Annotated in this window: 14 protein-coding genes and 1 pseudogene; 12 read left to right on the forward strand and 3 right to left on the reverse strand. The window is 76.3% G+C overall.

Translation table 11 applies throughout. The annotated features are described in order from the left end of the window. Positions 1-174 precede the first annotated feature (174 nt). The 8 genes and pseudogenes from hemE to hemL all read left to right on the forward strand — a co-directional run bounded on the left by hemE (position 175) and on the right by hemL (position 9,216). On the forward strand, positions 175-1,380 hold the full coding sequence (gene hemE / locus ACH9D3_RS14735) for a uroporphyrinogen decarboxylase (RefSeq protein ID WP_396411506.1): 1,206 nt from the start codon (positions 175-177) through the stop codon (positions 1,378-1,380). Continuing rightward, positions 1,377-2,915 (forward strand): protoporphyrinogen oxidase, encoded by a 1,539-nt coding sequence (hemG, locus tag ACH9D3_RS14740; RefSeq protein WP_396400188.1) that lies wholly within the window; start codon positions 1,377-1,379, stop codon positions 2,913-2,915. The genes hemE and hemG overlap by 4 nt, the downstream gene beginning before the upstream one ends. 3 nt (positions 2,916-2,918) lie before the next feature. Further along, positions 2,919-3,671: a hydrogen peroxide-dependent heme synthase gene (gene hemQ, locus ACH9D3_RS14745; protein WP_396411507.1), complete on the forward strand. Its 753-nt coding sequence runs from the start codon at positions 2,919-2,921 to the stop codon at positions 3,669-3,671. Then, positions 3,668-4,876, forward strand: coding sequence for a ferrochelatase (locus tag ACH9D3_RS14750; protein WP_396400190.1), 1,209 nt, complete (start codon positions 3,668-3,670; stop codon positions 4,874-4,876). Before hemQ ends, ACH9D3_RS14750 begins: the two co-directional genes overlap by 4 nt. After that, on the forward strand, positions 4,867-5,826 hold the full coding sequence (gene hemC, locus ACH9D3_RS14755) for a hydroxymethylbilane synthase (protein ID WP_396400191.1): 960 nt from the start codon (positions 4,867-4,869) through the stop codon (positions 5,824-5,826). The genes ACH9D3_RS14750 and hemC overlap by 10 nt, the downstream gene beginning before the upstream one ends. A 107-nt stretch (positions 5,827-5,933) precedes the next feature. After that, positions 5,934-6,671, forward strand: a pseudogene (locus ACH9D3_RS14760) (uroporphyrinogen-III synthase); the annotation flags it as partial. Positions 6,672-6,833: 162 nt separating this feature from the next. After that, positions 6,834-7,844: a porphobilinogen synthase gene (gene hemB / locus ACH9D3_RS14765; RefSeq protein ID WP_396411579.1), complete on the forward strand. Its 1,011-nt coding sequence runs from the start codon at positions 6,834-6,836 to the stop codon at positions 7,842-7,844. 55 nt (positions 7,845-7,899) lie between these two features. After that, positions 7,900-9,216, forward strand: coding sequence for a glutamate-1-semialdehyde 2,1-aminomutase (gene hemL, locus ACH9D3_RS14770; protein ID WP_396411508.1), 1,317 nt, complete (start codon positions 7,900-7,902; stop codon positions 9,214-9,216). A gap of 30 nt (positions 9,217-9,246) precedes the next feature. Here the strand turns inward: hemL and ACH9D3_RS14775 are convergent, their stop codons facing one another. Further along, positions 9,247-10,101: a 3'-5' exonuclease gene (locus ACH9D3_RS14775; RefSeq protein WP_396411509.1), complete on the reverse strand. Its 855-nt coding sequence runs from the start codon at positions 10,099-10,101 to the stop codon at positions 9,247-9,249. Positions 10,102-10,307: 206 nt separating this feature from the next. Between ACH9D3_RS14775 and ACH9D3_RS14780 the strand changes: the two genes are divergently transcribed. Together ACH9D3_RS14780 and ACH9D3_RS14785 are read left to right on the forward strand one after the other, a co-directional pair. Continuing rightward, positions 10,308-13,745: a PD-(D/E)XK nuclease family protein gene (locus ACH9D3_RS14780; protein ID WP_396411510.1), complete on the forward strand. Its 3,438-nt coding sequence runs from the start codon at positions 10,308-10,310 to the stop codon at positions 13,743-13,745. 50 nt (positions 13,746-13,795) lie between these two features. After that, positions 13,796-17,302 carry a UvrD-helicase domain-containing protein gene (locus tag ACH9D3_RS14785; protein WP_396411511.1) on the forward strand — a complete coding sequence of 1,169 codons (3,507 nt, stop codon included), beginning with the start codon at positions 13,796-13,798 and terminating at the stop codon, positions 17,300-17,302. 55 nt (positions 17,303-17,357) lie between these two features. On the opposite strand, the gene ACH9D3_RS14790 is transcribed toward ACH9D3_RS14785, so the two are convergent. Then, positions 17,358-18,524: a phosphotransferase gene (locus ACH9D3_RS14790; protein WP_396411512.1), complete on the reverse strand. Its 1,167-nt coding sequence runs from the start codon at positions 18,522-18,524 to the stop codon at positions 17,358-17,360. Between the two features lie 99 nt (positions 18,525-18,623). Here ACH9D3_RS14790 and nudC point away from each other — a divergent pair, with 99 nt between their 5' ends. Then, on the forward strand, positions 18,624-19,706 hold the full coding sequence (gene nudC / locus ACH9D3_RS14795; protein ID WP_396400197.1) for an NAD(+) diphosphatase: 1,083 nt from the start codon (positions 18,624-18,626) through the stop codon (positions 19,704-19,706). Then, the gene (locus ACH9D3_RS14800; RefSeq protein WP_396411513.1) at positions 19,700-21,544 is read left to right on the forward strand and encodes a UvrD-helicase domain-containing protein; all 1,845 of its coding nucleotides are present in this window, start codon (positions 19,700-19,702) and stop codon (positions 21,542-21,544) included. Before nudC ends, ACH9D3_RS14800 begins: the two co-directional genes overlap by 7 nt. On the opposite strand, the gene ACH9D3_RS14805 is transcribed toward ACH9D3_RS14800, so the two are convergent. Then, entirely contained in the window at positions 21,535-22,386 is an 852-nt protein-coding gene (locus ACH9D3_RS14805) for a hypothetical protein (protein ID WP_396411514.1), read from the reverse strand. The genes ACH9D3_RS14800 and ACH9D3_RS14805 overlap by 10 nt on opposite strands. Positions 22,387-22,464: the final 78 nt, after the last annotated feature.

Consider the following 22,464-nt stretch of genomic DNA (forward strand, 5'->3'; position numbering starts at 1 on the left):
TCATACTAGACGGTCACCGGGAATCCGCGTCTCGGTGACGCACGAGAGAACGCTCACCCCGCCCCGCCCCGGCCGTGGTGCGGCATCGGTGGAGCGGCGGTGCGGCGGCGCCGACGGCGCGGTGACGGGGCGTCGGTAAACGACGTCGGTGTTCCTTGGCACAATGGGAGCACTATGCCTACCACCCCTGAGACGGCGAGCACGCCGGACACGTCGACCGCAGCCGCTCCCGGGCATCCCACGGGCGGCACCCATCCTGCGACGGCGTTCCAGCGCCTGACCGGATCGCTCGGGGCGCTCCCGGAGGGCCACCCGCTGCGGTCCGCCGGCACGGCGGACGCCCCGCTGCTGCAGACCCTCACCGGCCGCGCACCCGACCGCCGCCCGGTGTGGTTCATGCGGCAGGCGGGCCGGTCGCTGCCGGAGTACCGCTCGCTGCGCCAGGGCACGGCCATGCTCGACGCCTGCCTCGACCCCGCGATGGCCGCCGAGATCACCCTCCAGCCGGTGCGCCGGCACGACGTCGACGCCGCCATCTTCTTCTCCGACATCGTCGTGCCCATGCGGGTCGCCGGCGTGGACGTCGAGATCGTTCCCGGCCGCGGGCCGGTGCTGGAGCACCCCGTGCGCACGGCCGCCGACGTCGCGGCGCTCCCCGAGCTCGACGACGCGGACCTCGACCCGATCCGCGAGGCGGTGTCCCGCACCGTCGCGGAGCTCGGGCAGACCCCGCTCATCGGCTTCGCGGGCGCACCGTTCACGGTGGCGGCCTACATGGTCGAGGGCGGCCCCTCCCGGGACCACCTCCTGCCGCGCACGATGATGCACGCGGACCCCGCGGCCTGGCGGGCGCTCGCCGGGTGGGCGGCCCGCACCTCCGGCGCGTTCCTGCGCGCCCAGGTCGAGGCGGGCGCCTCGGCCGTGCAGCTGTTCGACTCCTGGGCGGGATCCCTGTCGCTGGCCGACTACTCCGCGCACGTCCTGGAGCACTCGGCGGCCGCGCTGCGCGCCGTCGAGGACCTCGCCGTGCCCCGGGTCCACTTCGGGACGGGCACGGGCGAGCTGCTCGCCGCGATGCGGGACGCCGGCGCGGACGCGGTCGGTGTCGACCACCGGCTCCCCCTCGCCGAGGCGAACCGGCGGCTCGGCGGGGCCACGGTGCTCCAGGGCAACATCGACCCGGCGCTGCTCGCGGCCCCCTGGCCGGTGCTCGCCGAGCACGTGCGCGAGGTGCTGCGCGGCGGCGGCGAGGCGCCGGGCCACGTCGTGAACCTCGGGCACGGGGTCCCCCCGGGGACGGACCCCCAGGTGCTGACCGACCTCGTGTCCTTCGTCCACGACCAGCCGCTGGAGCGCCCCCCCGGCGGTGGTCGGCGGTGAGCGCGGCGCCGGACCGGCGGCCCGGCCGCAGCACTCCGCCCCGCTCCGCCCTCGTGGTGGGCGGCGGCGTCTCCGGGCTCGTGGCGGCCCGTGACCTGGCGGCCCGCGGGCTGCGCGTCACGCTGGTCGAGGCCGAGGACCACCTCGGCGGTGCCGTGGGCGCCCACCAGGTCGCGGGCCTCGTCCTGGACTCCGGCGCCGAGTCCTTCGCGACCCGCTCCCGGGCCGTCCCCGACCTGCTGGACGAGCTGGGACTGGGCGAGCGCGTGGTGCACCCCAACCGTGCCGGGTCGTGGCTCTTCCTCCCGGAGGGTGCGGTGCCCGCACCCAATTCCGGGATCCTGGGCATCCCCGCCGACCCGACGGCCCCCCGGCTGCGGGCGGCCCTCGGCCGGGCGGGCATGCTGCGCGCCGGCCTGGACCGCCGGCTCCCGTCGTTCGTCGGGACGACCGAGCGCTCGCTGGGCGGACTGGTGCGCGCGCGGATGGGGGAGCGCGTGCTCGAACGGCTCGTGGCGCCGTTCACCGCGGGCGTCCACTCCGCCCACCCCGACGACCTCGACGTCGACGCCGTGGCCCCCGGTCTGCGCCGGGCCCTGCGCGAGAACGGGTCGCTGGGCGCCGCGGCCGCGGCCCTGCGCCTCGCCGCACCGGCCGGGGCGAACGTGGCCGGGCTGCGCGGCGGGATGAACGCCCTGTCGGAGACGCTCGTGCACGACCTCGAGCGGGCGGGCGTGAAGCTCGTCACCGACTACGACGTCATCGCCCTGGACCGCGACCCCCGCCGCGACGGCTGGATGGTCATCCAGCGGCAGCCGCGGCACGGGCACAAGACCGCCGTGGCGCGGGGCGAGCTGCTCGTCATGGCCGCGGACGGCACGACCGCCGTCCGGCTGCTCGCCAGCCACGAGGACGAGCTGCAGCGCTTCGCCCCGGAGGCCGGGCCCCAGGTGGCCCTGGCCACGCTCGTGGTCGACGAGCCGCGCCTCGACGGGGCCCCCCGCGGCACCGGCCTGCTCGTGAGCGAGGACGCCCGTGGCGTGCGGGCCAAGGCCCTCACCCACGCGAGCGCCAAGTGGGACTGGGTCCGGGAGGCCGCCGGCCCCGGCCGGCACGTGCTGCGGCTGTCCTACGGCCGCGCCCAGCCCGAACCCTCGGTCGTGCCGCCGGAGGTGGCCCTGCCCGACGAGCAGCTCATCCGCCTGGCGCTCTCCGACGCCTCGACGCTGATGGGCATGCCGCTGCGGCCCGCGCAGCTGGCCGGTGCCGACATCGTGCGCTGGCGCTCGGCGCTGCCCCGCGCCGGCGTCGGGCACGCCCGCCGGGTCGCCGAGTTCCGCCGGGCGCTCGCGGAGCTGCCCGACGCGGTGGCGGTCGGCGGGTGGCTCGCGGGGACGGGCCTCGCCTCCGTCGTCGCCGACACCCGCACCCAGGTCCGTACCCTCCTCGCCGAGGCGGGCGTCCCGGACGACGCCGCGCCGGCCGCCCCCGAGCAGGGACGGACGACCTCGACCAGCACCCCACGAAAGGACTGAGCCTTGTCCCACGACACCAGCCCCCACGAGCCCGGCGGCGATCCCGCCGCCCGGCCCGAGCCCAGGGAGGACGGTGGCCCGGACCGGCTGCACTGGGCCGTCTGGTCCGTCTTCGCGCGCCCCGCCGGCCGTTCCGAGGCCCGGACGGCCGACGAGGACGCCTCCGCCGCCGCGGAGTTCGACGGCGTCGTCGAGCAGCTGGCGGCAGAGGGCGTGACGCTGCGCGGAGCCTATGACGTCTCGGGGATGCGCGAGGACGCCGACGTCCTCACGTGGCTGCACGGCGACGACCCGCGCGCGCTGCAGTCGGCGGTCCGCCGGCTGCGCCGCACGGGACCCCTGGCGGGCACCGAGCAGGTCTGGAACGCGATGGGGGTCCACCGGGACGCCGAGTTCACCCGCAACCACTCCCCGTCGTTCGCCCGCGGGGTGCCCCCGGAGGACTGGGTGTGCGTCTACCCGTTCGTGCGCTCCTACGAGTGGTACTACATGAACCCCCAGCGCCGCGGCGAGATGCTGCGCAACCACGGCATGGCGGCGCGCGACTACCCGCAGGTCCTCGCGAACACCATCGCGTGCTTCGGGCTCAACGACTTCGAGTGGCTGCTGGCGCTGGAGGCCCCCGAGCTGGTCGACCTCGTCGACGTCATGCGGGCCTTCCGCAACACGGAGGCCCGGCTGCACGTGCGCGAGGAGACGCCGTTCTACACGGGCCGCCGGCTGCGCACCGACGAGATCGCGGAGGTGCTCCGATGAGCGCCGAGAACGCCCTGTCCCGCGCCCGGGCGCACGCCCCCGAGGACTACGACGCCGTCATCCTCTCGTCCTTCGGAGGGCCCGAGGGCCAGGACGACGTCCTGCCGTTCCTGCGCAACGTCACGAGGGGACGCGGCATCCCGGACGAGCGGCTCGAGGAGGTCGCCACCCACTACCGGGCCAACGGCGGGGTGAGTCCCATCAACGACCAGAACCGCGCCCTGCGCTCCGCCCTCGAGGCCGAGCTGCTCGGCCGGGGACTGAGCGTGCCCGTGCTGTGGGCCAACCGCAACTGGGCGCCCTACGTGGGTGACGTGCTGCGGGAGTGCCACGCCCGCGGGATGCGCCGGCTCCTGGTGCTCGCCACGAGCGCCTACTCGAGCTACTCCGGGTGCCGGCAGTACCGCGAGGACTACGGCGTGGCCCTCGAGGAGCTCGGCCTCACGGACGAGATGCACGTCGACAAGGTCCACCAGTACTACGACTCGGAGGGTTTCGTGCAGCCCTTCGTCGAGGGTCTGCGGGACGGGCTCGCGCAGGTGCGCCGGCGTCTCGGCGCGGACGGCGGCCGGATCGCCGTCCTGTTCTGCACCCACTCCATCCCCACGACCGACGCCGAGGCCTCCGGCCCGGCGCGGATGGACTTCGAGGAGGACTCGGCCTACGTCGCCCAGCACCTGGCCGTGGCCCGGACCGTGCTGGAGCGCGTGGGGCTCGAGGAGCTGGGGGACCACACCTGGGACCTCGTGTACCAGTCCCGCTCCGGCCCCCCGCAGGTGCCGTGGCTCGAGCCGGACGTCAACGACGCCCTCGAGGAGGTCGCCGACCGGGGGGTGGCCGGCGCGGTCCTGGTGCCGCTGGGCTTCGTCTCCGACCACATGGAGGTCAAGTGGGACCTCGACACCGAGGCCCTGGAGACCTGCGAGCGGCTCGGTCTCCCGGCCGTGCGCACCCCCACCGCGGGAACGCACCCCGCGTTCGTGGCAGGGCTCGCGGACCTCGTGGAGCAGCGGATCGCCGGGCGCACGGCGCCGCCCCGGGTCTCCGCGTGCGCCCGGGGCACGTGGTTCGACGACTGCGCCCCGGACTGCTGCGTCAAGGTGCTGCGCGGCGCCACCGGGCCCCGTCCGACCATCGCGCAGCGCCCCCACGGCGAGCCGATCCCGGTCGACCTCGACGCGGCCGGGGAGGTGCGGTGGACGTGACGGCCGCGGCGCAGGCGCTCCCGGCCTTCCGGGTCGGGACCCGCGGCTCCCGGCTCGCGCTCACCCAGACCACCACGGCGGCCCGTGCCGTCGCGGCCGCGGGCGGGCTGGAGCCCGAGCTCGTCACGATCCGCACCGAGGGCGACGTCCTGACCGGTCCGCTGTCCCAGATGGGCGGCACCGGGGTCTTCGCCACGGCGCTCCGGGCCGCGCTGCTGGCCGGCTCCGTGGACCTGGCCGTGCACTCCCTCAAGGACCTGCCCACCGCACCCGTGCCGGGCCTGGAGGTCGCCGCGGTGCCGGAGCGGGAGGATCCCCGGGACGCCCTCTGCGCCCGCGACGGTCTGGGCCTCACCGGTCTGCCCCCGGGTTCGAAGGTCGGCACCGGTTCCCCGCGCCGTGCGGCGCAGGTGCGCGCGGCGCGCCCGGACCTGGAGATCGTCGACATCCGCGGCAACGTGGGCACCCGGCTGGGGCGGGTGGCCCCCGGTGACCTCGACGCCGTGGTGCTCGCCGCGTCCGGGCTGCGGCGTCTCGGCCTGGAGGACGCGATCACCGAGCTGATCGACCCGTCCGTCATGCTTCCCGCCCCCGGACAGGGTGCCCTGGCCCTCGAGTGCCGCGCCGAGGACGCCTCCGGCGACACCCCCCTCACCGCAGGCCTCGCCGCGGTGGACCACCTGGAGACCCGGCTGGCCGTGACCGCGGAACGGGCGCTCCTGACCCGGCTCGAGGCCGGGTGCGCGGCCCCCGTGGGCACCTTCGGGCGGTTCGAGGACGGGGAGCTCGTGCTCGACGCCGTCGTGGCCGACCCGGACGGCAGCCGGCTCCTGCGCAGCAGCGGCCGCACGGTGGAGCGCACCGTCGAGGCCGCCCGCGACCTGGGCACCCGGCTGGCCGACGACCTGCTCGCCGACGGCGCCGGCCGACTGGCCCGGTTGACGCTCTGAGCCCCGTGCCGCCTCCCGGCCCGGCCGATCGGCCCGCCGACCCCGGCACCGCCCTGCGCGGTGCCAGGGTCGTCGTCACCCGCTCCGCCGACCGCGCCGGGGAGCTCGTGGGGCTGCTGCGCGGGCACGGCGCCCTGGTCCGGCTCGCCCCTCTGCTCGAGGCGACCCTGCCCGGGGACACCGGCGGACTGGCTGCCCTCCTGGACCGGGCCGCCGCCCCGGGGCCCGCCGGCCGGACCTGGCTGGCGGTGACCTCGGTCAACACGGTGCGGGCCCTGCACGCGGTCGCCGGGGACCCTGCCGGTGCGGGGCTCGGCGCCCGTTGCGCCGCCGCGCGACGGGAGGGTCTGCGCGTCGCCGCCGTGGGGGAGGCCACGGCCGCGGCGCTCACGGCGGCGGGACTGCCGCCGGACCTCGTGCCCGGCACGTCGCACTCGGCGGCCGGTCTGCTCGCCGACTGGCCGTGCGAGCCCGAGCCCGGGACCGTGCTGCTGCCGCTCTCCGCCCGGGCGCGACCCACCCTGGAGGCGGGGCTGACCGCCAGGGGGTACCGTGTCCTGACGGCGACGGCATACGAGACCGTGCCCTGGCCGGCGGCCCAACCCCTCGCCCGGACCGCACCGGACGACGACCTGGAGGTGCTCGGGCGACCGGCCCTGCTGACGGCCCTCGCCGCGGGTGAGGTCGACGCCGTGGTGCTCACGGCGCCGTCGCACCTCGCCGAGCTCGTGGGCGACGACCCGGCCGTCCTGGCCGGCACCGTCCTGGTGGCCATCGGCGAGCCGACCCGGCGCGCCGCGGCCGGACACGGGCTGCCGTCCGTGGCCGCGTCGCTGCCGACCCCGGAGGGCATCGTCGACGCCCTCGCCCGGGCCCTCGCGACCCCGGGACGGGCCGGGCGCTCCGCACCGCAGGCACCTGCACCGCCGACGCCGGCTCCGACGACACCGGCTCCGACGACACCAGCTCCGCCGACACCGATCCCGACGACCGAGGAGACGAACTCCGTGACCCACCGAACCCCGCGCCACGACCTGGTGTCCCGGCCCCGACGGCTGCGGACCACCCCGGCCGTGCGCCGCCTCGCCGCGCAGACCCGGGTCCACCCGGCCGACCTCGTCCTGCCCGTGTTCGTCCGCGAGGGACTCTCCGAGCCGGCCCCGCTCGGCTCCATGCCGGGCGTCGTCCAGCACTCCATGGACTCCCTCCGGCGGGCCGCCGCCGAGGCGGCGGCCAAGGGCCTCGGCGGGTTCATGGTCTTCGGCGTGCCCGCCGAGCGGGACCCCGAGGGCAGCGCGGGGTGCGATCCGGAAGGCATTTTGAACCGGGCCCTGCGTGCCGTCCGCGCCGAGGTCGGCGACGACCTCGTGGTCATGGCCGACCTGTGCCTGGACGAGTTCACCGACCACGGCCACTGCGGCGTCCTGGCCGAGGACGGGACCGTGGACAACGACGCGACCCTGGAGATCTACGGCCGGATGGCCGTGGCCCAGGCCGAGGCGGGCGCCCACGTGCTCGGCCCCTCCGGGATGATGGACGGCCAGGTCGGCGTGATCCGCTCCGCCCTGGACGGGGCGGGCCGTCCCGACGTCGCCGTCCTGGCCTACTCCGTGAAGTACTCCTCGGCGTTCTACGGCCCGTTCCGCGAGGCCGTGGACTCCCAGCTGCAGGGCGACCGCCGCACCTACCAGATGGACCCCGCCAACCGCCGGGAGGCGCTGCACGAGCTGCAGCTGGACCTCGACGAGGGCGCCGACATGGTCATGGTCAAGCCCGCCATGAGCTACCTCGACATCCTCCGGGACGTCGCCGAGGTGTCCCCGGTGCCCGTCTCCGCGTACCAGATCTCGGGCGAGTACGCCATGATCGAGGCCGCCGCCGCCAACGGCTGGATCGACCGGCGGGCCGCCGTCCAGGAGTCGGTGCTGTCCATCCGCCGGGCCGGGGCCGACTCCGTGCTCACCTACTTCGCCGTCGAGCTCGCGGACTGGTTCCGCGAGGAGAACGGCCTCTCCTGACCCTTCCCCCCGTCCCCGAAGCCGGTACCCCGGCGAAAGGAAGCAGACAGAACCCATGAGCGTTTCCCAGGAACTCTTCGACCGTGCGCGCCGGGTCATGCCCGGCGGGGTCAACTCCCCGGTGCGGGCCTTCGCCTCCGTGGGCGGCACCCCGCCCTTCATCACCGCGGCCAAGGGGCCGTACCTCACCGACGCCGACGGCCGCGAGTACGTCGACCTCGTCTGCTCGTGGGGGCCCGCCCTCGTCGGGCACTCCCACCCGGCGGTCATCGAGGCCGTCCACGAGGCCGTCGAGCGGGGTCTGTCCTTCGGGGCCACGACGCGCGGCGAGACCGAGCTCGCCGAGCTCGTGGTCGAGCGGATCGGCGCCATCGACGAGCTGCGCATGGTCTCGACCGGCACCGAGGCGGCCATGACCGCGATCCGACTGGCGCGCGGGGTGACCGGCCGGGATCTCGTCGTGAAGTTCGCCGGGTGCTATCACGGGCACGTGGACTCCCTGCTGTCCGAGGCGGGCTCCGGCGTCGCGACCCTCGCCCTGCCCGGCTCCGCCGGGGTCACCGCGGCCACCGCGGCCGAGACCCTCGTGCTGCCCTACAACGACCTCTCCGCCGTGGAGGAGGCCTTCGCCGCCCACCCCGGCCGGATCGCCGCGGTCATCACCGAGGCCGCACCCGCCAACATGGGCGTGGTCACCCCCGTCGAGGGCTTCAACGCCGGTCTGCGCCGGATCACCCGTGAGCACGGGGCCCTGATGGTCCTCGACGAGGTGCTGACCGGGTTCCGGGTGCACGAGGCCGGCTACTGGGGGCTGACCGCCGCCGGGGAGGACGGCTGGGAGCCGGACCTGTTCATGTTCGGCAAGGTCATCGGCGGCGGTCTGCCGGTCGCCGGCGTGGGCGGACGGGCTGAGGTGATGAACCACCTGGCGCCGCTGGGCCCGGTCTACCAGGCCGGGACCCTGTCCGGGAACCCCGTGGCCATGGCAGCGGGCGCGGCGACCCTGCGCACCGCCGACAGGATCGCCTACCAGACGGTCGACCGGCGCTCGGCGCAGCTGCAGGAGGCCGTGCGTTCCGCGCTCACGGAGGCCGGCGTCGACCACTCGATCCAGTCGGCCGGGAGCCTGTTCTCGGTCGCCTTCGGCACCTCCGCCACCGGGGTGCACGACTACGCGCAGGCCAGGTCGCAGGAGACGTTCCGCTATCCGGCGTTCTTCCACGCGATGCTGGACCAGGGGGTCTACCTGCCGCCGTCGGTGTTCGAGGCCTGGTTCCTCTCCGCCGCGCACGACGACGCCGCGATGGACCGGATCGTCTCCGCCCTGCCGGCCGCGGCCCGCGCGGCCGCCGAGGCTCGGCCGGCCGCCTGAGCGGGGTTCCGCCGCCGTCCCGGGGAGCGCTCAGACGTCCTCGGGACGGCGGAGCGGCCAGGCGCCGTCGACCACCGCGTCGGGACGGGTCCGGCGGAAGTACTCCTGGAGGCTCGCGGCCTGCTCGGCCGCCCACCCGACCTGGTCGGCGTGCAGGTCGGGCGCGGGGCGCACCAGCTCGGGGAACCGGCCGGCCATCAGCACGGCGAGCCGCTCCGTGGCGAGCGAGTCCGCCGCCGAGGTGTGCGCCGCGGTGAGATCGACCCCGTACTCCTCGCACAGCGCCCCGAGGGTCCGCTTCCCGCGCCGGTACCGGTGCACCTGCTTGTTGAGGACGTAGGGGTCCAGGACCGGGAACGGCTGCGGGACCTCGACGTCGTGGCGCCGGCCCTCGTGGGCGAGGACCGTGAAGTCGTAGGAGGCGTTGAACACCAGCACGGGCGTCCCCGCCGTGAAGAGGGCGTCCAGGACGCCGGCGATCTCCGCCACGACCTCCGCGGCGGGCCGCCCCTCGGCACGGGCCCGCTCGGTGCTCACCCCGTGCACGGCGGCCGCCTCCTCGGGGATCTCCACCCCCGGGTCCGCCAGCCACTCCCACTCGTCGACCACGGCGCCCGTGGCGTCGGTGCGCACCACGGACGCCGTGACGATGCGGGCCGTGTGCGGATCGCGTCCGGTCGTCTCGAGGTCGAAGGAGGCGCGCGGACCCTCGGTCCACGCGGGGGCGCCCCCCGGTGCGCCGGACGGCTCCTCGAGGTCGAAGAGCACGTCCTGCTCCGCGGTGTCGTCGGCGGCCGGCGGAGCGGGCCGCGTGGCGCGCAGCGGGGCGGCGTCGAACAGGGGCAGCTGGTCGGTGGGGCCGGCGGGGCCCGGGGACGAGGACATGGCACCCACCGTACCGCCCGTCTCCGACCCCGTGCGCCCTCCTGCCGCGGAGCACCCAGCGTGGCTCCTCCGCGAGGAACCGGGCGCGTGCGGCCCGGACGGCCGACGACGAGCGGCCGCCGCCGGCCCGAGCGGCTCCCGACGGGCGCTCCGGGCACGTGGAACGGACTGTTAGACCGTCGGAGCTCCGTGATGGGATGAGATCCATGCGGCACTCCCAGGACAGCCCCCCCACCCCGAGTCCCGTCGCGCCCGGGACCGGGCCGGTGCGCTGGAACCTGGTGCCCCCGCACGGCTCCGGGCCGGAGCGCACCCCGTGGCGCCCGAGCGCCGAGCAGGAGGAGATCGCCGGCCTGCCCGCCGGGTGCGGTCCGCGGCTCGTGCTGGGGGGACCGGGCACCGGCCGGAGCCGGGTCCTCGTCGAGCTGGCGGCCCGCCGGATCGCCCAGGGACTCGACCCTGACCGGCTGCTCGTGCTGACGCCGTCCCGGCTCTCGGCCGCCCGTCTGCGGGACGACCTCACCGCCGCCGTCGCGGCGACGATGAGCTCCCCGCCCGTGCGCGCGTGGCAGTCCTACGCCTTCGACCTGCTCCGGCGGGCCCAGAACGAGGGGCTGCTCCCGGGGGTCGCCCACGGTCCCAAGCTGCTGTCCGGCCCCGAGCAGGACGTCCTCATCGGTGAGCTCATGGCCGGGCACGCGGCGGGGGTGGGAGCCGCCGTGGTGTGGCCGCCGGACCTGCGGGAGGCCCTGGGCACCCGGGGTTTCCGGCAGGAGGTGCGCGAGCTCTTCGACCGGATGTCCGAGTACGACCTCGACCCCGACGACCTCCGCGTCCTCGCCCGGCGGCTCGACCGCCCGGACTGGGCGGCGGCCGCCACGATGCGTGCCGAGTACCAGGCCGTGCGCCGGCTGCGGATGCCGGAGGCCTACGACCCCGCCGCCCTGGTGACCGAGGCCGCACGGGTCCTCGAGGAGCAGCCGGAGTTCCTCCGGGCCGAGCAGGAGCGCCTGGACCTGGTGCTCGTGGACGACCTGCACGAGGCGACGCCCTCGATCCACCGCCTGCTGGGCGTGCTGTGCCGGGGACGGGACACCGTCCTGACCGTCTGCACGGACACCGTGGTGCAGGGCTTCCGCGGTGCCCGGCCGGACCTGCTGCGCACGCTCGACGACCGGCTCGGCGAGCCCGCCAGGCCCCTCCGGCGGCACCTGCTGAGCACGAGCCGGCGGATGCCCGCGGCCGTCGCCGCGGCCTGGGAGCGGGTCGCGGAACGGATCCCCGCCGTCGCCGGAGCCCGGCACCCCCGCGCTCTGCGGCCCGCCGGGGACATCGGACCGGCGAGCCCCGGGACGGTGGACGACGGGACGGTGGGCGCCCGGGTGGAGGGCCCCGGAGCGGGCGGCGCCGTCGGCGGCACGGGGCAGGGAGAGGTCACCGCGGTGGTGCTCTCGTCGCCGCTGCACGAGGCCCGCTGGATCGCGCACCAGGTGCTGGAGCGTCACCTGGTGCACGGCGTGCCGCTGGCCGACATGGCCGTGGTCGTGCGCAACGGACGCTACCTGGAGGGACTCGAGCGCCAGCTCTCCGCCCTGGGCGTGCCGGTCAGCACCTCCGCGGCGGAGACGCCGGTGCGCGACGAACCGGCGGTGCGGCCCCTGCTGGGCGCCCTGCGCATCGTGACGGAGGCGGACGCGGTGTCCGGCGACGGGGGCGAGGACGGGCGGTTCGCAGCCCTCACGGTGCAGGCGGCCGTCGACCTGCTCTCCTCACGGATCGGCGCCGCCTCCCCGATGGACGTGCGCCGGCTGCGGCAGCGGCTCCGGGCGGAGGAGCTCGCCGCCGGCGGCCGGCGCACGAGCGACGACCTGCTCGTCGAGGCCCTCGTGGCGCCCGGAGCGCTCGACGCCGCCGGTGCGCGCTCCGTGCCGGCCCGCAGGATCGCCCGGATGCTCACGGCCGGGACCCGCGCCCTCCGGGAGGAGGGCGCCACGGCCGAGACCGTGCTGTGGGCGCTGTGGGAGGCGGCGGGGGTGGCCGAGTCCTGGCGCCGCCGCGCCCTCGAGGGCGGCCCGGCGGGAGACCGGGCCGACCGCGACCTCGATGCCGTGGTGGGGCTGTTCGAGGCGGCCGAGCGCTACGTCGACCACCTGCCCGGGGCGAGCCCCGCACAGTTCCTCGACTACATCGACAGCCAGGAGCTGCCCATGGACACCCTGGCCGCCCGGGCCCCGACCGACGAGACCGTCGAGATCATGACACCGGCCACCTCGGCCGGCCGGCAGTGGCCGGTGGTCTTCGTGGCCGGCCTGCAGGAGGGGGTGTGGCCCAACACCCGTCTGCGCGGTCAGCTGCTCGGCGCGGACCTGCTCACGGACGCCCTCGACCTCGGAGTCGAGCAGGCGGCGAGGGTCACGCCGGTGACCCGGATGCGCGAGGTCCGCCACGACGAGCTGCGTTCCTTCTCCGCCGCCGTGTCCCGCAGCCGGGGCACGCTCGTGGTCACGGCCGCCTCCGACGAGGACGAGCAGCCCTCGGAGTTCCTCGACCTCGTCGACCCCCCGGGGGCCGTTCCCGGGGACGGCGCGCGGCCCGTCGTCGACGCCCCGCGGCCCATGACGCTGCGCGCCCTCGTGGCCGAGCTGCGGCAGTGGGTCCAGCTGCACGACGAGGACCCGGTGCGCGCCGAGGCCGCGGCACGGCTGCTCCACCGCATCGCCTCGTCACCGCGACCGGTCCCCGGCGCCGACCCCGACACCTGGTGGGGGGCGGCGGAGCTCTCCAGCACGGCGCCCGTCTTCGACGACGGGGTCCCGGTGCCCGTCTCCCCGTCCCGGATCGAGACCATCCACCGGTCCCCGCTCGACTGGTTCGTGGCCGCCGCACGGGCCGAGGCCGCGACCGACCTCAGCCGCAGCCTCGGCTCCCTCGTGCACGCGATCGCCGAGGAGCTGCCGGAGGCCTCGGGCTCCGAGCTCGTCGCCGAGCTGGAGCGCCGCTGGCCCGAGCTGGGACTGCCCGACACCTGGGAGGCCGCGGTCCAGCTGGAGCGCGCCCGGCAGATGCTGCGCAAGTTCGCCCAGTACGTCCTGGACGCCCGCAGCACACACGGCCGGCGGCTCGCCTCCGTGGAGGGGTCCTTCAGCGTGCTCGTCCAGGGCCGGGCACGGGACGCCCTGCTCCGGGGCCGGGTGGACCGGCTGGAGCTGGACGAGCAGGGCCGCTACGTCGTCGTCGACCTCAAGACCGGCCGCACCCAGCCCCGCGGGACGGGCATCGCCGAGCACCCGCAGCTGGCGGCCTACCAGGTGGCGCTGACGGCCGGGGCGGGCACGGCCATGGTGGCGGGGGACGAGGAGACCGTCCTCGAGCTGCCCGGCGGCACCGTGACGGAGCTGTCCGGCGGCGCCCTGCTCGTGCAGCTCGGCACCCGGGCGAAGTCCCCCTCGGTGCAGCAGCAGGATCCCCTGGACCCGGACGCCTCGTGGGCCCGGGACCTGATCACGCGCGCCGCGGAGCTGGTGGCGGGGGAGCGCTTCGTCGCCCGCCACGACCAGGCCGAGGGCGCCTTCAACGGGCACGGGTGCAAGCTGCCGCAGATCTGCCCGCTGTGCGCCGAGGGACGGCAGGTGAGCGAACCGTGAGGACGGCCCCCGGAGCCGTTCCACCCGGACGGCAGGAGGAGACAGCACCCGTGACGGAAATCCCCGGCGCCACCGCCGACGGGACCGGACGCGATCCGGCCGAGCACCCGTACGGCGGCGTCGAGCCCCGGTACGGCCCGGAGGAGCTCGCCGAGCTGCTCGGCGGCAACCGGCCCACGCCCCAGCAGTCCGCGGTGATCTCCGCGCCGCTCACCCCCCGGCTGGTCGTCGCGGGCGCGGGCTCGGGCAAGACGGCCACCATGGTCGACCGGGTGGTCTGGCTCGTGGCCAACGGCGTCGTGGCACCGGACCAGGTCCTCGGTGTGACCTTCACCCGCAAGGCCGCCGGAGAGCTGGGGGAGCGCATGCGCTCCCGGCTGGCCCGGCTGCGCGCCCAGGGGCTCGTCGTCCCGGCCGGGGCCGGGAGCGACGAGGACGACGACGTCCCGGCGGCTCCCCAGGACCCCACGGTCAGCACCTACCACTCCTACGCCAACACGCTGGTGCGCAACTACGGGCTGCGGATCGGGCTCGAGCCGGACACCACGCTGCTGGGCCAGGCCCGCACGTGGCAGATCGCCGCGCAGACCGTGGAGGCGTGGACGGGGGAGCTGCTCGAGGCCATGCCCGCGAAGTCCACCATGGTCGGCGCCGTCCTCGGCCTGGCCTCCGCGTGCGCGGAGCACCTCGTGGAACCGGCGGACGTGGGGCGCTTCGCGGCCCAGCTGCTCGGCGAGTTCGCCACGACGCCTCCCGGGCGCCGGAAGAGGACCCTGGGCGCCCAGCTGCAGCGGATCGAGGGCAACCAGCGCACCGCGTGGGTCCTCGCCGAGCTCGTGGCCGACTTCTCCCGGCGCAAGCACGAGGCCCAGGCCATGGACTTCGGCGACCTCCTCTCCGCCGCGGCGCGGCTGGCCGAGCAGGACCCGACCGCCCGCAGGGCCGAACGGGAGCGGCACCGCGTGGTGCTGCTCGACGAGTTCCAGGACACCTCCCACGCGCAGCTGCGGCTCTTCTCCGCCCTCTTCGGGCACGGCCACTCCGTGATGGCCGTGGGCGACCCCCAGCAGTCCATCTACGGCTTCCGCGGCGCGTCGTCCGGGCAGCTCTTCGGCTTCCACGACTCCTTCCCGGTCGCGCCCGGCCAGGACGGGGAGCCCAGCTTCCTCACCACGGCGTGGCGCAACGACGCGAGCATCCTCGACGTCGCCAACACCGTCGCCGCGCCCCTGCGGACCCTGCCGGCGTGGGCGCGCAGCACCTCGTCCCTCACCGTCCCCGAACTCACCCCGCGGCCCGGGGCGGGGACCGGGCACGTCCGGATCAGCAGGTACACCACCGACGTCGAGGAGGCCGTCGCGCTCGCGGAGCGGGTGCGGGCCCGCCGGGAGGAGCACCGCGGCGAGGAGGAGGAGCAGATGCCCACCATGGCGGTGCTCTGCCGCAAGCGCTCCCAGATCGAGCCCGTGCGCCGGGAGCTCGCCGCCCGGGGCATCCCCTACGAGGTCGTGGGCCTGGGCGGGCTGCTCAGCACCCCGGAGGTCTCCGACGTCGTCGCGACCCTCCGGGTGCTGGACGACCCCGGGCGCTCGGACGCCCTGGTGCGGCTGCTCGCGGGCGCCCGCTGGCGGATCGGGACCCGGGACCTCATGGCCCTGGCCGACTGGGCGTCGCACCTGGAGCGCCGGCGCACGGAGGCCGCACAGGCGGGCCGCGCCGAGGACCTCGAGAGCCCGGTGACCACGGAGGAGGCGCAGGAGGACGCCCTCGTCGAGCCGGACCTCTCCGACCACGCGTCACTGATCGAGGCCCTCGAGACGCTGCCGCGGCCCGGCTGGGCCTCCGCCCACGCACGGACCCTCTCCGACGTCGCACGGGGACGCCTGACCCGGCTGCGGGCCGAACTGGAGCACCTGCGCTCCTTCCTCTCCGACGACCTGCCGAGCCTGCTGCACGAGATCGAGGCGGTCCTCGGGCTCGACGTGGAGGTGGCCGCGCACCCCCACCGCCCGGCCCACCAGGCACGGCGCAACCTGGACGCCTTCCAGGAGGCGGCCCAGTCCTTCGCCGCGTCCGCCGCCACGAGCGACGTCTCGGCCTTCCTCGCGTGGCTCGACGTCACGCTCGCCGAGGAGAACGGGCTCGAGCCCGGTCCCGACCGCACGCGGCACGACGCCGTGCAGCTCGTCACGGTGCACGCCTCCAAGGGCCTCGAGTGGGACCACGTCTACGTGCCGGGCCTCAACGCCGGCAACTTCCCGACCGACAACCCCGCCCGCTGGACCCTCGACACCGGTGCCCTGGCCTGGCCGCTGCGCGGCGACGCCCGGTTCCTGCCGCAGTGGGCCGTGGACACGACGGACCTCAAGGCCCTCGAGGAGTCCCACGCGGAGTTCCTGGAGCTCGCCGCCCAGCACGCCGAGGACGAGGAGCGCCGTCTGGCCTACGTGGCCGTGACGCGGGCGCGGACGGTCCTGGAGCTGTCCAGCACCGTCTTCCGCGGCACGGCGGTGAGAAGCCGGGAGCCCTCCGTGTTCATCTCGGAGCTGGCGCCGCTGACCGAGGGGGCGGCGCCGTCCGTGCGTCTCGGTCCCTGGGCGCAGGTGCCGGAGGGAGCCCGCAACCCGGCCGCGTCCACCGTGCTCAGCGCGCCGTGGCCGTACGACCCGCTGGAGGGGCCCGAGGTCACCGAGACCGTGACCGACGAGCGCGGGGAGAGCGCCGTGCGCGTGAGCCCACCGCCGCACCTCGGCCGCCGGGCCGTGCTGGAACGGGCCGCCCGTGCGGTCCGGGAGCGCGGTTTCGAGGGCACGGCGGACCTGGACGTCGAGGACCTGCTCGGCGTCGCCGACCGGGACGGTCGTGCGCCCGACCCGCGCCGGTGGTCCGAGGAGGCCAGGATCCTGCTCGCCCGCCACGAGGACGGCCGGACCGAGCGGAGCGTCCCCATGCCCTCCCACGTGTCGGCGTCGACCCTCGTGGCGCTGGCGCGCGACCCGCTCGAGGTGGTCTCCGGGCTGCGCCGGCCCATGCCGCGCCGGCCGGGCACCGCGGCGCGGCGCGGCACCACCTTCCACGCCTGGATCGAGCAGTACTACGGCAGCTCCGCGATCTTCGACGTCGGGGAGCTGCCCGGGGGCGCCGACGACTACGTCGACGCGGCCCACGACCTCCCCGAGCTCGCCGCCACGTTCCGGTCGAGCCCGTGGGCGGACCGCCAGCCGCACGCGGTGGAGTTCCCCCTCGAGACCCCGATCGCCGGGATCACCGTCCGGGGCCGGGTGGACGCCGTCTTCCGCAACGGCGACGGCACGTGGGAGCTGGTCGACTGGAAGACGGGACGCGCACCGTCCGGACGGGAGCTGCGGGAGCGGTCGGCGCAGCTGGCCGTGTACCGGCTGGCGTGGTCCCGCCTGCGGGAGGTCCCGCTCGAGGAGGTCACGGCCGCCTTCTACTACGTGGCCGAGGACCGGGTGGTCCGCCCGCACGACCTCTCCGGGGCGGACGAGCTCGAGGCGGTGGTCCGCGAGGCCTACGACGTGGTCCTGCGTCCCTGACGCCGCCGCGCCCGCGAGGAGGTCCACGGGTCCCGCGGCGGAACCGCCGGCCGTCCTAGCCGGGGCTGCCGCCGGCGCGGGGAACCGGCCCCTGTCCGGGCCGGGGGGCCCGGTCCGTGACGGCCGAATCTGCGGGGACCGGATCCGTGGGGGCCGGATCCGCGGGGGCCGGGTCCGCCGGAGCCGCAGCGGGGGCGGCGTCGGACTCCGAGACCGGGGAAGGGGCCGTGGCGGGGCGCCGCTCGACGTCCTGCGCGAGGACGGCCAGCATGCGCTCCGCGTCCGCCACCGTGGATCCCGTGCCGCGCTCCACCCCGCGCACCAGCCACTGTGCCAGGGCGAGCTCGGCGTCCAGCCGGGCACGGTCCAGCAGGTGCGGATCCGGTGCGCAGTCGGGCGCCCGGAAGGACGCCGCGCGGCACGTCGCGGCGTAGGCGTCGAGCACACCCTCGGCGAGACGCGCGTCGCGGGCCGCGATGAGCCACGCGAAGTCCTCGGCGGGATCGCCCACGTGCAGGTCGGTCCACCCGGTCACCCCCCGCACCCGTCCGCGGGAGATCACCAGGTCGTCCTCCTGCAGGTCCCCGTGGACCACCCGTGGCCGGAACTCCCACACGGCGCGGTCCTCCAGGACGCGCTCCCAGCGGTGCAGCAGCGCGGCGGGCACCCGCCCGGTCCCGGCGGCCCGGCGCAGCTCCACGAGGCGCCGCTGCCGGCACTGCTCGGCGGTGTAGCCCGGCAGGTCGGCGTCCAGGACGAGGGCGGGCGGCAGCGCGTGGATCGCGGCCAGCAGCCGCCCGAGCTGCACGGCGAGCGTGGGGGGCGGATCGGCGCTGGGCACGTGCCGGTGGTGCTCGGGATCGGGGTCGGCGGCCATGCGGGCGAGCGCGTCGATGTCCAGCGGGGCGCCCTCGAGGTGGGAGTGCACGAAGGCGTGCAGGTCCCCGTCCGCCACGGACCCCACGGCCGTGGGCACCAGGAACGGGAGGCGGGAGCGGACCGCCGGGGTGAAGGAGCGCAGCACGAGGTGCTCGGTCTCCAGGCGCACGCTCGCCTCGGGGCTCAGCGGGGACCGCACCCGGAAGCGCCGCCCGGCGGCGTCGACGACCACGGCGGACCGGAAGTCCGCGTCGTCGTCCGGGGAGGGCCCCACGGCCACGGGCGCGAGTCCGGGGACGCCTGCGGCGGCGACGGCGGCCAGGTGCTCGAGGGACGTGCTCACGGCGTCCACCCTACAAGAGGCAGGGCGCGGGGCACCGCCGTCGTCCCCGGTCCCGCCGGTCCCGGCCCCGGGGTCCGTCCGGATCGCTAGAGTGGGGACGTGCCCGCCTCCACCGCTCCCGAGCCCCCCGCCGGCTCCCGCCCCGTGCCCGCCCCCGAGCGTCTCTCGGCGTCCCGCCTGCCGTTCGCGGCGACGGCCTTCGACCGCGACGCCGTCGACCGCGAGCTGCACGACGTGCGCGCGCAGGCCGCGCAGGACCCCGCCACGCTCGTGCTCGTGCTCGCCGGCGGGCTCGCCCCCGTGCTCGGCGACACCCTGCTCCTGGTGCCCGCGGCCGAGGTACCGGCCGTCCCCCACGACCCGCGCCGCCCCGAGGTCTACCTCGGCCGGCTGCCCGGGGCCGACGGCGCGCGGGGACCACAGGTCCTCCTGCGGTCCGTCGCGGCCCCCGAGCCCGGGAGCGAGGACGCCGCGGCCGAGCCCTTCGCGGTGCCCGAGCCCCTCGTGGCGGCCGTGACCGCGTGCGCCGCCGGTCGCGCCGGGGACCTGCGCTGGGCCGGTCTGCGGGAACTGGGCCCGGTGCTCCCGGTCGCGGACGTCTCGCTGCTCGTGACCGCGCAGTCGGTGGGCCTGTGGCACCGGGACCACCCCCGGTGCCCGCAGTGCGGGGAGCCCACCGAGGTGGTCCGGTCGGGATGGGCGAGGCAGTGCCGCAACGACGACTCCCTGCACTTCCCGCGCACCGACCCCGCGATCATCGTGGCCGTGAGCGACGGCGACCCCGACCCCGCCCGCGAACGGCTCCTGCTGGGCCGCTCCGCGCTCTGGAAGGGCAACCGGTTCTCGACCCTGGCCGGGTTCGTGGAGCCGGGGGAGTCCCTGGAGCAGGCCGTCGTCCGCGAGGTCGCGGAGGAGGCGGGGCTGGTCGTGGGGGACGTCCAGTACCTGGGCTCCCAGCCCTGGCCGTTCCCGCGCTCGCTGATGCTCGGCTGCCGGGCCGTCGTGCACTCCGGCGCCGCCGTCCCCGACGGGCAGGAGATCCTGGAGCTGCGCTGGTTCACACGGGTCCAGCTGCGGGAGGCGGCGCGCACCGGAGCGGTCACCCTCCCCGGCCGGGTCTCCATCGCGCACGCGCTCATCGAGCACTGGCTCGGCGAGGACCTGCCGGAGACCGCATGGTGACCGCCGGCGGGGCCGGGCTCGGGACCGACGCGGACCTGGAGTCGACCCTGGAGGAGCGCATCCTCTCCGGCCTGGACCCCGAGCAGCGGGAGGTCGCGACCACGCTGCGGGGGCCCGTGTGCGTGCTCGCGGGCGCGGGCACGGGCAAGACCCGGGCCATCACGCACCGGATCGCGTACGGCATCGCCACGGGCGTGTACACCCCGCAGAAGGTCCTCGCCCTGACGTTCACCGCCCGGGCGGCCAACGAGATGCGCAACCGGCTGCGCGGTCTCGGAGCCTCCGGGGTGCAGACCCGCACGTTCCACGCCGCCGCCCTGCGCCAGCTGCAGTACTTCTGGCCGCAGGCCGTGGGCGGGCCCCTGCCCGGGCTCGTGGAGCACAAGGCGCGGCTCATCACCGAGGCCGCGCAGAACATGCGCCTGTCCACGGACCGCGCGGCCGTGCGGGACCTCGCCGCCGAGATCGAGTGGGCCAAGGTGTCCATGCTGACCCCGGACACCTACCCCTCCCGCGCCGCCCGGCGGGACATGCCGCTGAACTACGACGTGCGCACGGTCCAGCGCCTGTACCAGTCCTACGAGGAGCTCAAGACCGACCGGCAGCTCATCGACTTCGAGGACGTCCTGCTGCTGACCGTGGCCGTGCTCGAGGAGGACGAGCGGGTCGCCGCGACCGTGCGCGAGCAGTACCGGCACTTCGTCGTCGACGAGTACCAGGACGTGTCCCCCCTCCAGCAGCGCCTCCTGGACGCCTGGCTCGGCGGCCGGGACGACGTCTGCGTGGTGGGCGACGCCTCCCAGACGATCTACTCCTTCACCGGTGCGACCTCCCGGCACCTGCTGGAGTTCCCGGCCCGGCACCCGCAGGCCCGGGTGATCGAGCTCGTGCGCGACTACCGCTCCACCCCGCAGGTCGTCGAGACCGCCAACCGCCTGCTGGCGGCACGCCGGCCGGCACGGGGATCGACCCCCGGCGCCTGGGCCACCCCGCTGCGGCTCGTGGCGCAGCGCCCGGACGGGCCGCGCCCGTCCTGGAACGAGTACGCCGACGACGAGGCGGAGGCCGCCGGGACGGCGGCGCGCATCCAGGACCTGATCGACGACGGCGTGCCCGCGTCCGGGATCGCCGTCCTCTTCCGCACCAACGGGCAGTCGCAGGCCTTCGAGACCGCTCTCGCGGAGGCGGGCATCGGCTTCCAGCTGCGCGGCACGGAGCGGTTCTTCAACCGGCCGGAGGTCAAGCAGGCCGTGGTCCAGCTGCGCACCGCGGCGCGGGCCGCCGAGGCGACGGACGAGCCCACGCGCCTGGTGCGGGACATCCTCTCCTCCCTGGGCTACTCGGACCGGGCCCCCCGTTCCACCGGGGCGGTGCGCGAGCGGTGGGAGTCGCTGGCCGCGCTGGTCTCCCTCGCGGACCGGATGGCGGCGGAGACCGCGGCCCGCGGGGAGGACTTCCTCCTGCCGGCCTTCGCCGCGGAGCTCGAGCGGCGCATGGCCCAGCAGGACGCCCCGGTGATGAACGGCGTGACCCTGGCGTCCCTGCACTCGGCCAAGGGACTGGAGTGGGACGCCGTGTTCCTGGCGGGTCTGAGCGAGGGGCTCGTGCCCATCGGCTTCGCCGAGACGGCGGACGAGATCGACGAGGAGCGCCGGCTCCTCTACGTGGGCATCACCCGGGCCCGGGAGCACCTGGTGCTCTCCTGGACCCTGTCCCGCACGCCGGGCGGGAGGCCCACGCGCAAGCCCTCACGCTTCCTCGAGGCCCTGCGCGAGGCGCAGGGGGACCGCCCGGCCGAGCGCCGGCCCCGCGGGCGCGGCGCCCGCGCTCACTCCTGACCGAGTCCGCACAGACACCGGTGCCGGTCGATCCGCAGCCGTGACACCTCGTCGGGCCACGGCGGGGTGAAGAGCGTGGCGTGCCCGGGCCCGTGCCGCACCCCGGCCTCGGGGTCCCGCCCGCGCAGGTCACCGCCGCACAGCGAGTCCAGGGCCACGGCCAGCACCTCGACGGCCAGGCGGACCGCGACGGCCTCGGCGTGGGCGGGTGCGGCCCACGCGGCGAGGACGGCGTCCGGGGCCCCGGCCGGCGGGCCGCCGGGTCCGCCCCCGTGCCGTTCCTCGTGCCGTCCCCCGAGGGTCGCTTGCACGCAGTCCGGGCAGGGCCGGTGCGCCCACGGCACCGTGGGCCAGCGCAGCAGCACCCCGTCGTCGTGGTGCACCGACACGAGCGGGTGCCGGGGGTCGAGCCCCGCCCACGCCTCCGGTTCCCTCGTGCCGGGTCCCGGCCGGCTGCCCGGTGCCGGGCGCTCCACGCTGTGCACCACGACGGTGCCCGGCAGCAGGGCACCGGGGAACAGCTCCGGAGCGCTGACGGGCGCGCACCGGGGATCGAGCCGGCGCAGCCTCCCGCGCAGGACCGCATCCCGCGCCCGTCCGACGTCCTCCGGCCGATAGGCGCCCGTCCCGAGGTCGGCGGCCGTCACGGGCCCCGGATCGTTGACGTTGAGTCCGAGCACCCCGCAGCGCAGCAGCCGGACCGCCAGGGCCGCCGCGAGGCCGTCGAGACCCAGGAGCAGGACGTGCACCTCCTCCGGGCGGGGACGCTCGAGGCAGGACAGGAGCAGCTCGGGGGCGGGCTGGGCGCCCCGGCGCGGGCCGGGGAACGGGGTGGTGGGCACGGGACGCCTTCCGGGACGCGAGGGCGGGACGTGGACACTGTCCCCCGCACCGTGTCCGCCGTGCACCCGCCGCCCGCC

Origin of the sequence: Kocuria kalidii, from assembly GCF_044462225.1 — a bacterium.
GTDB classification, from domain to species: Bacteria; Actinomycetota; Actinomycetes; order Actinomycetales; family Micrococcaceae; genus Kocuria; species Kocuria kalidii.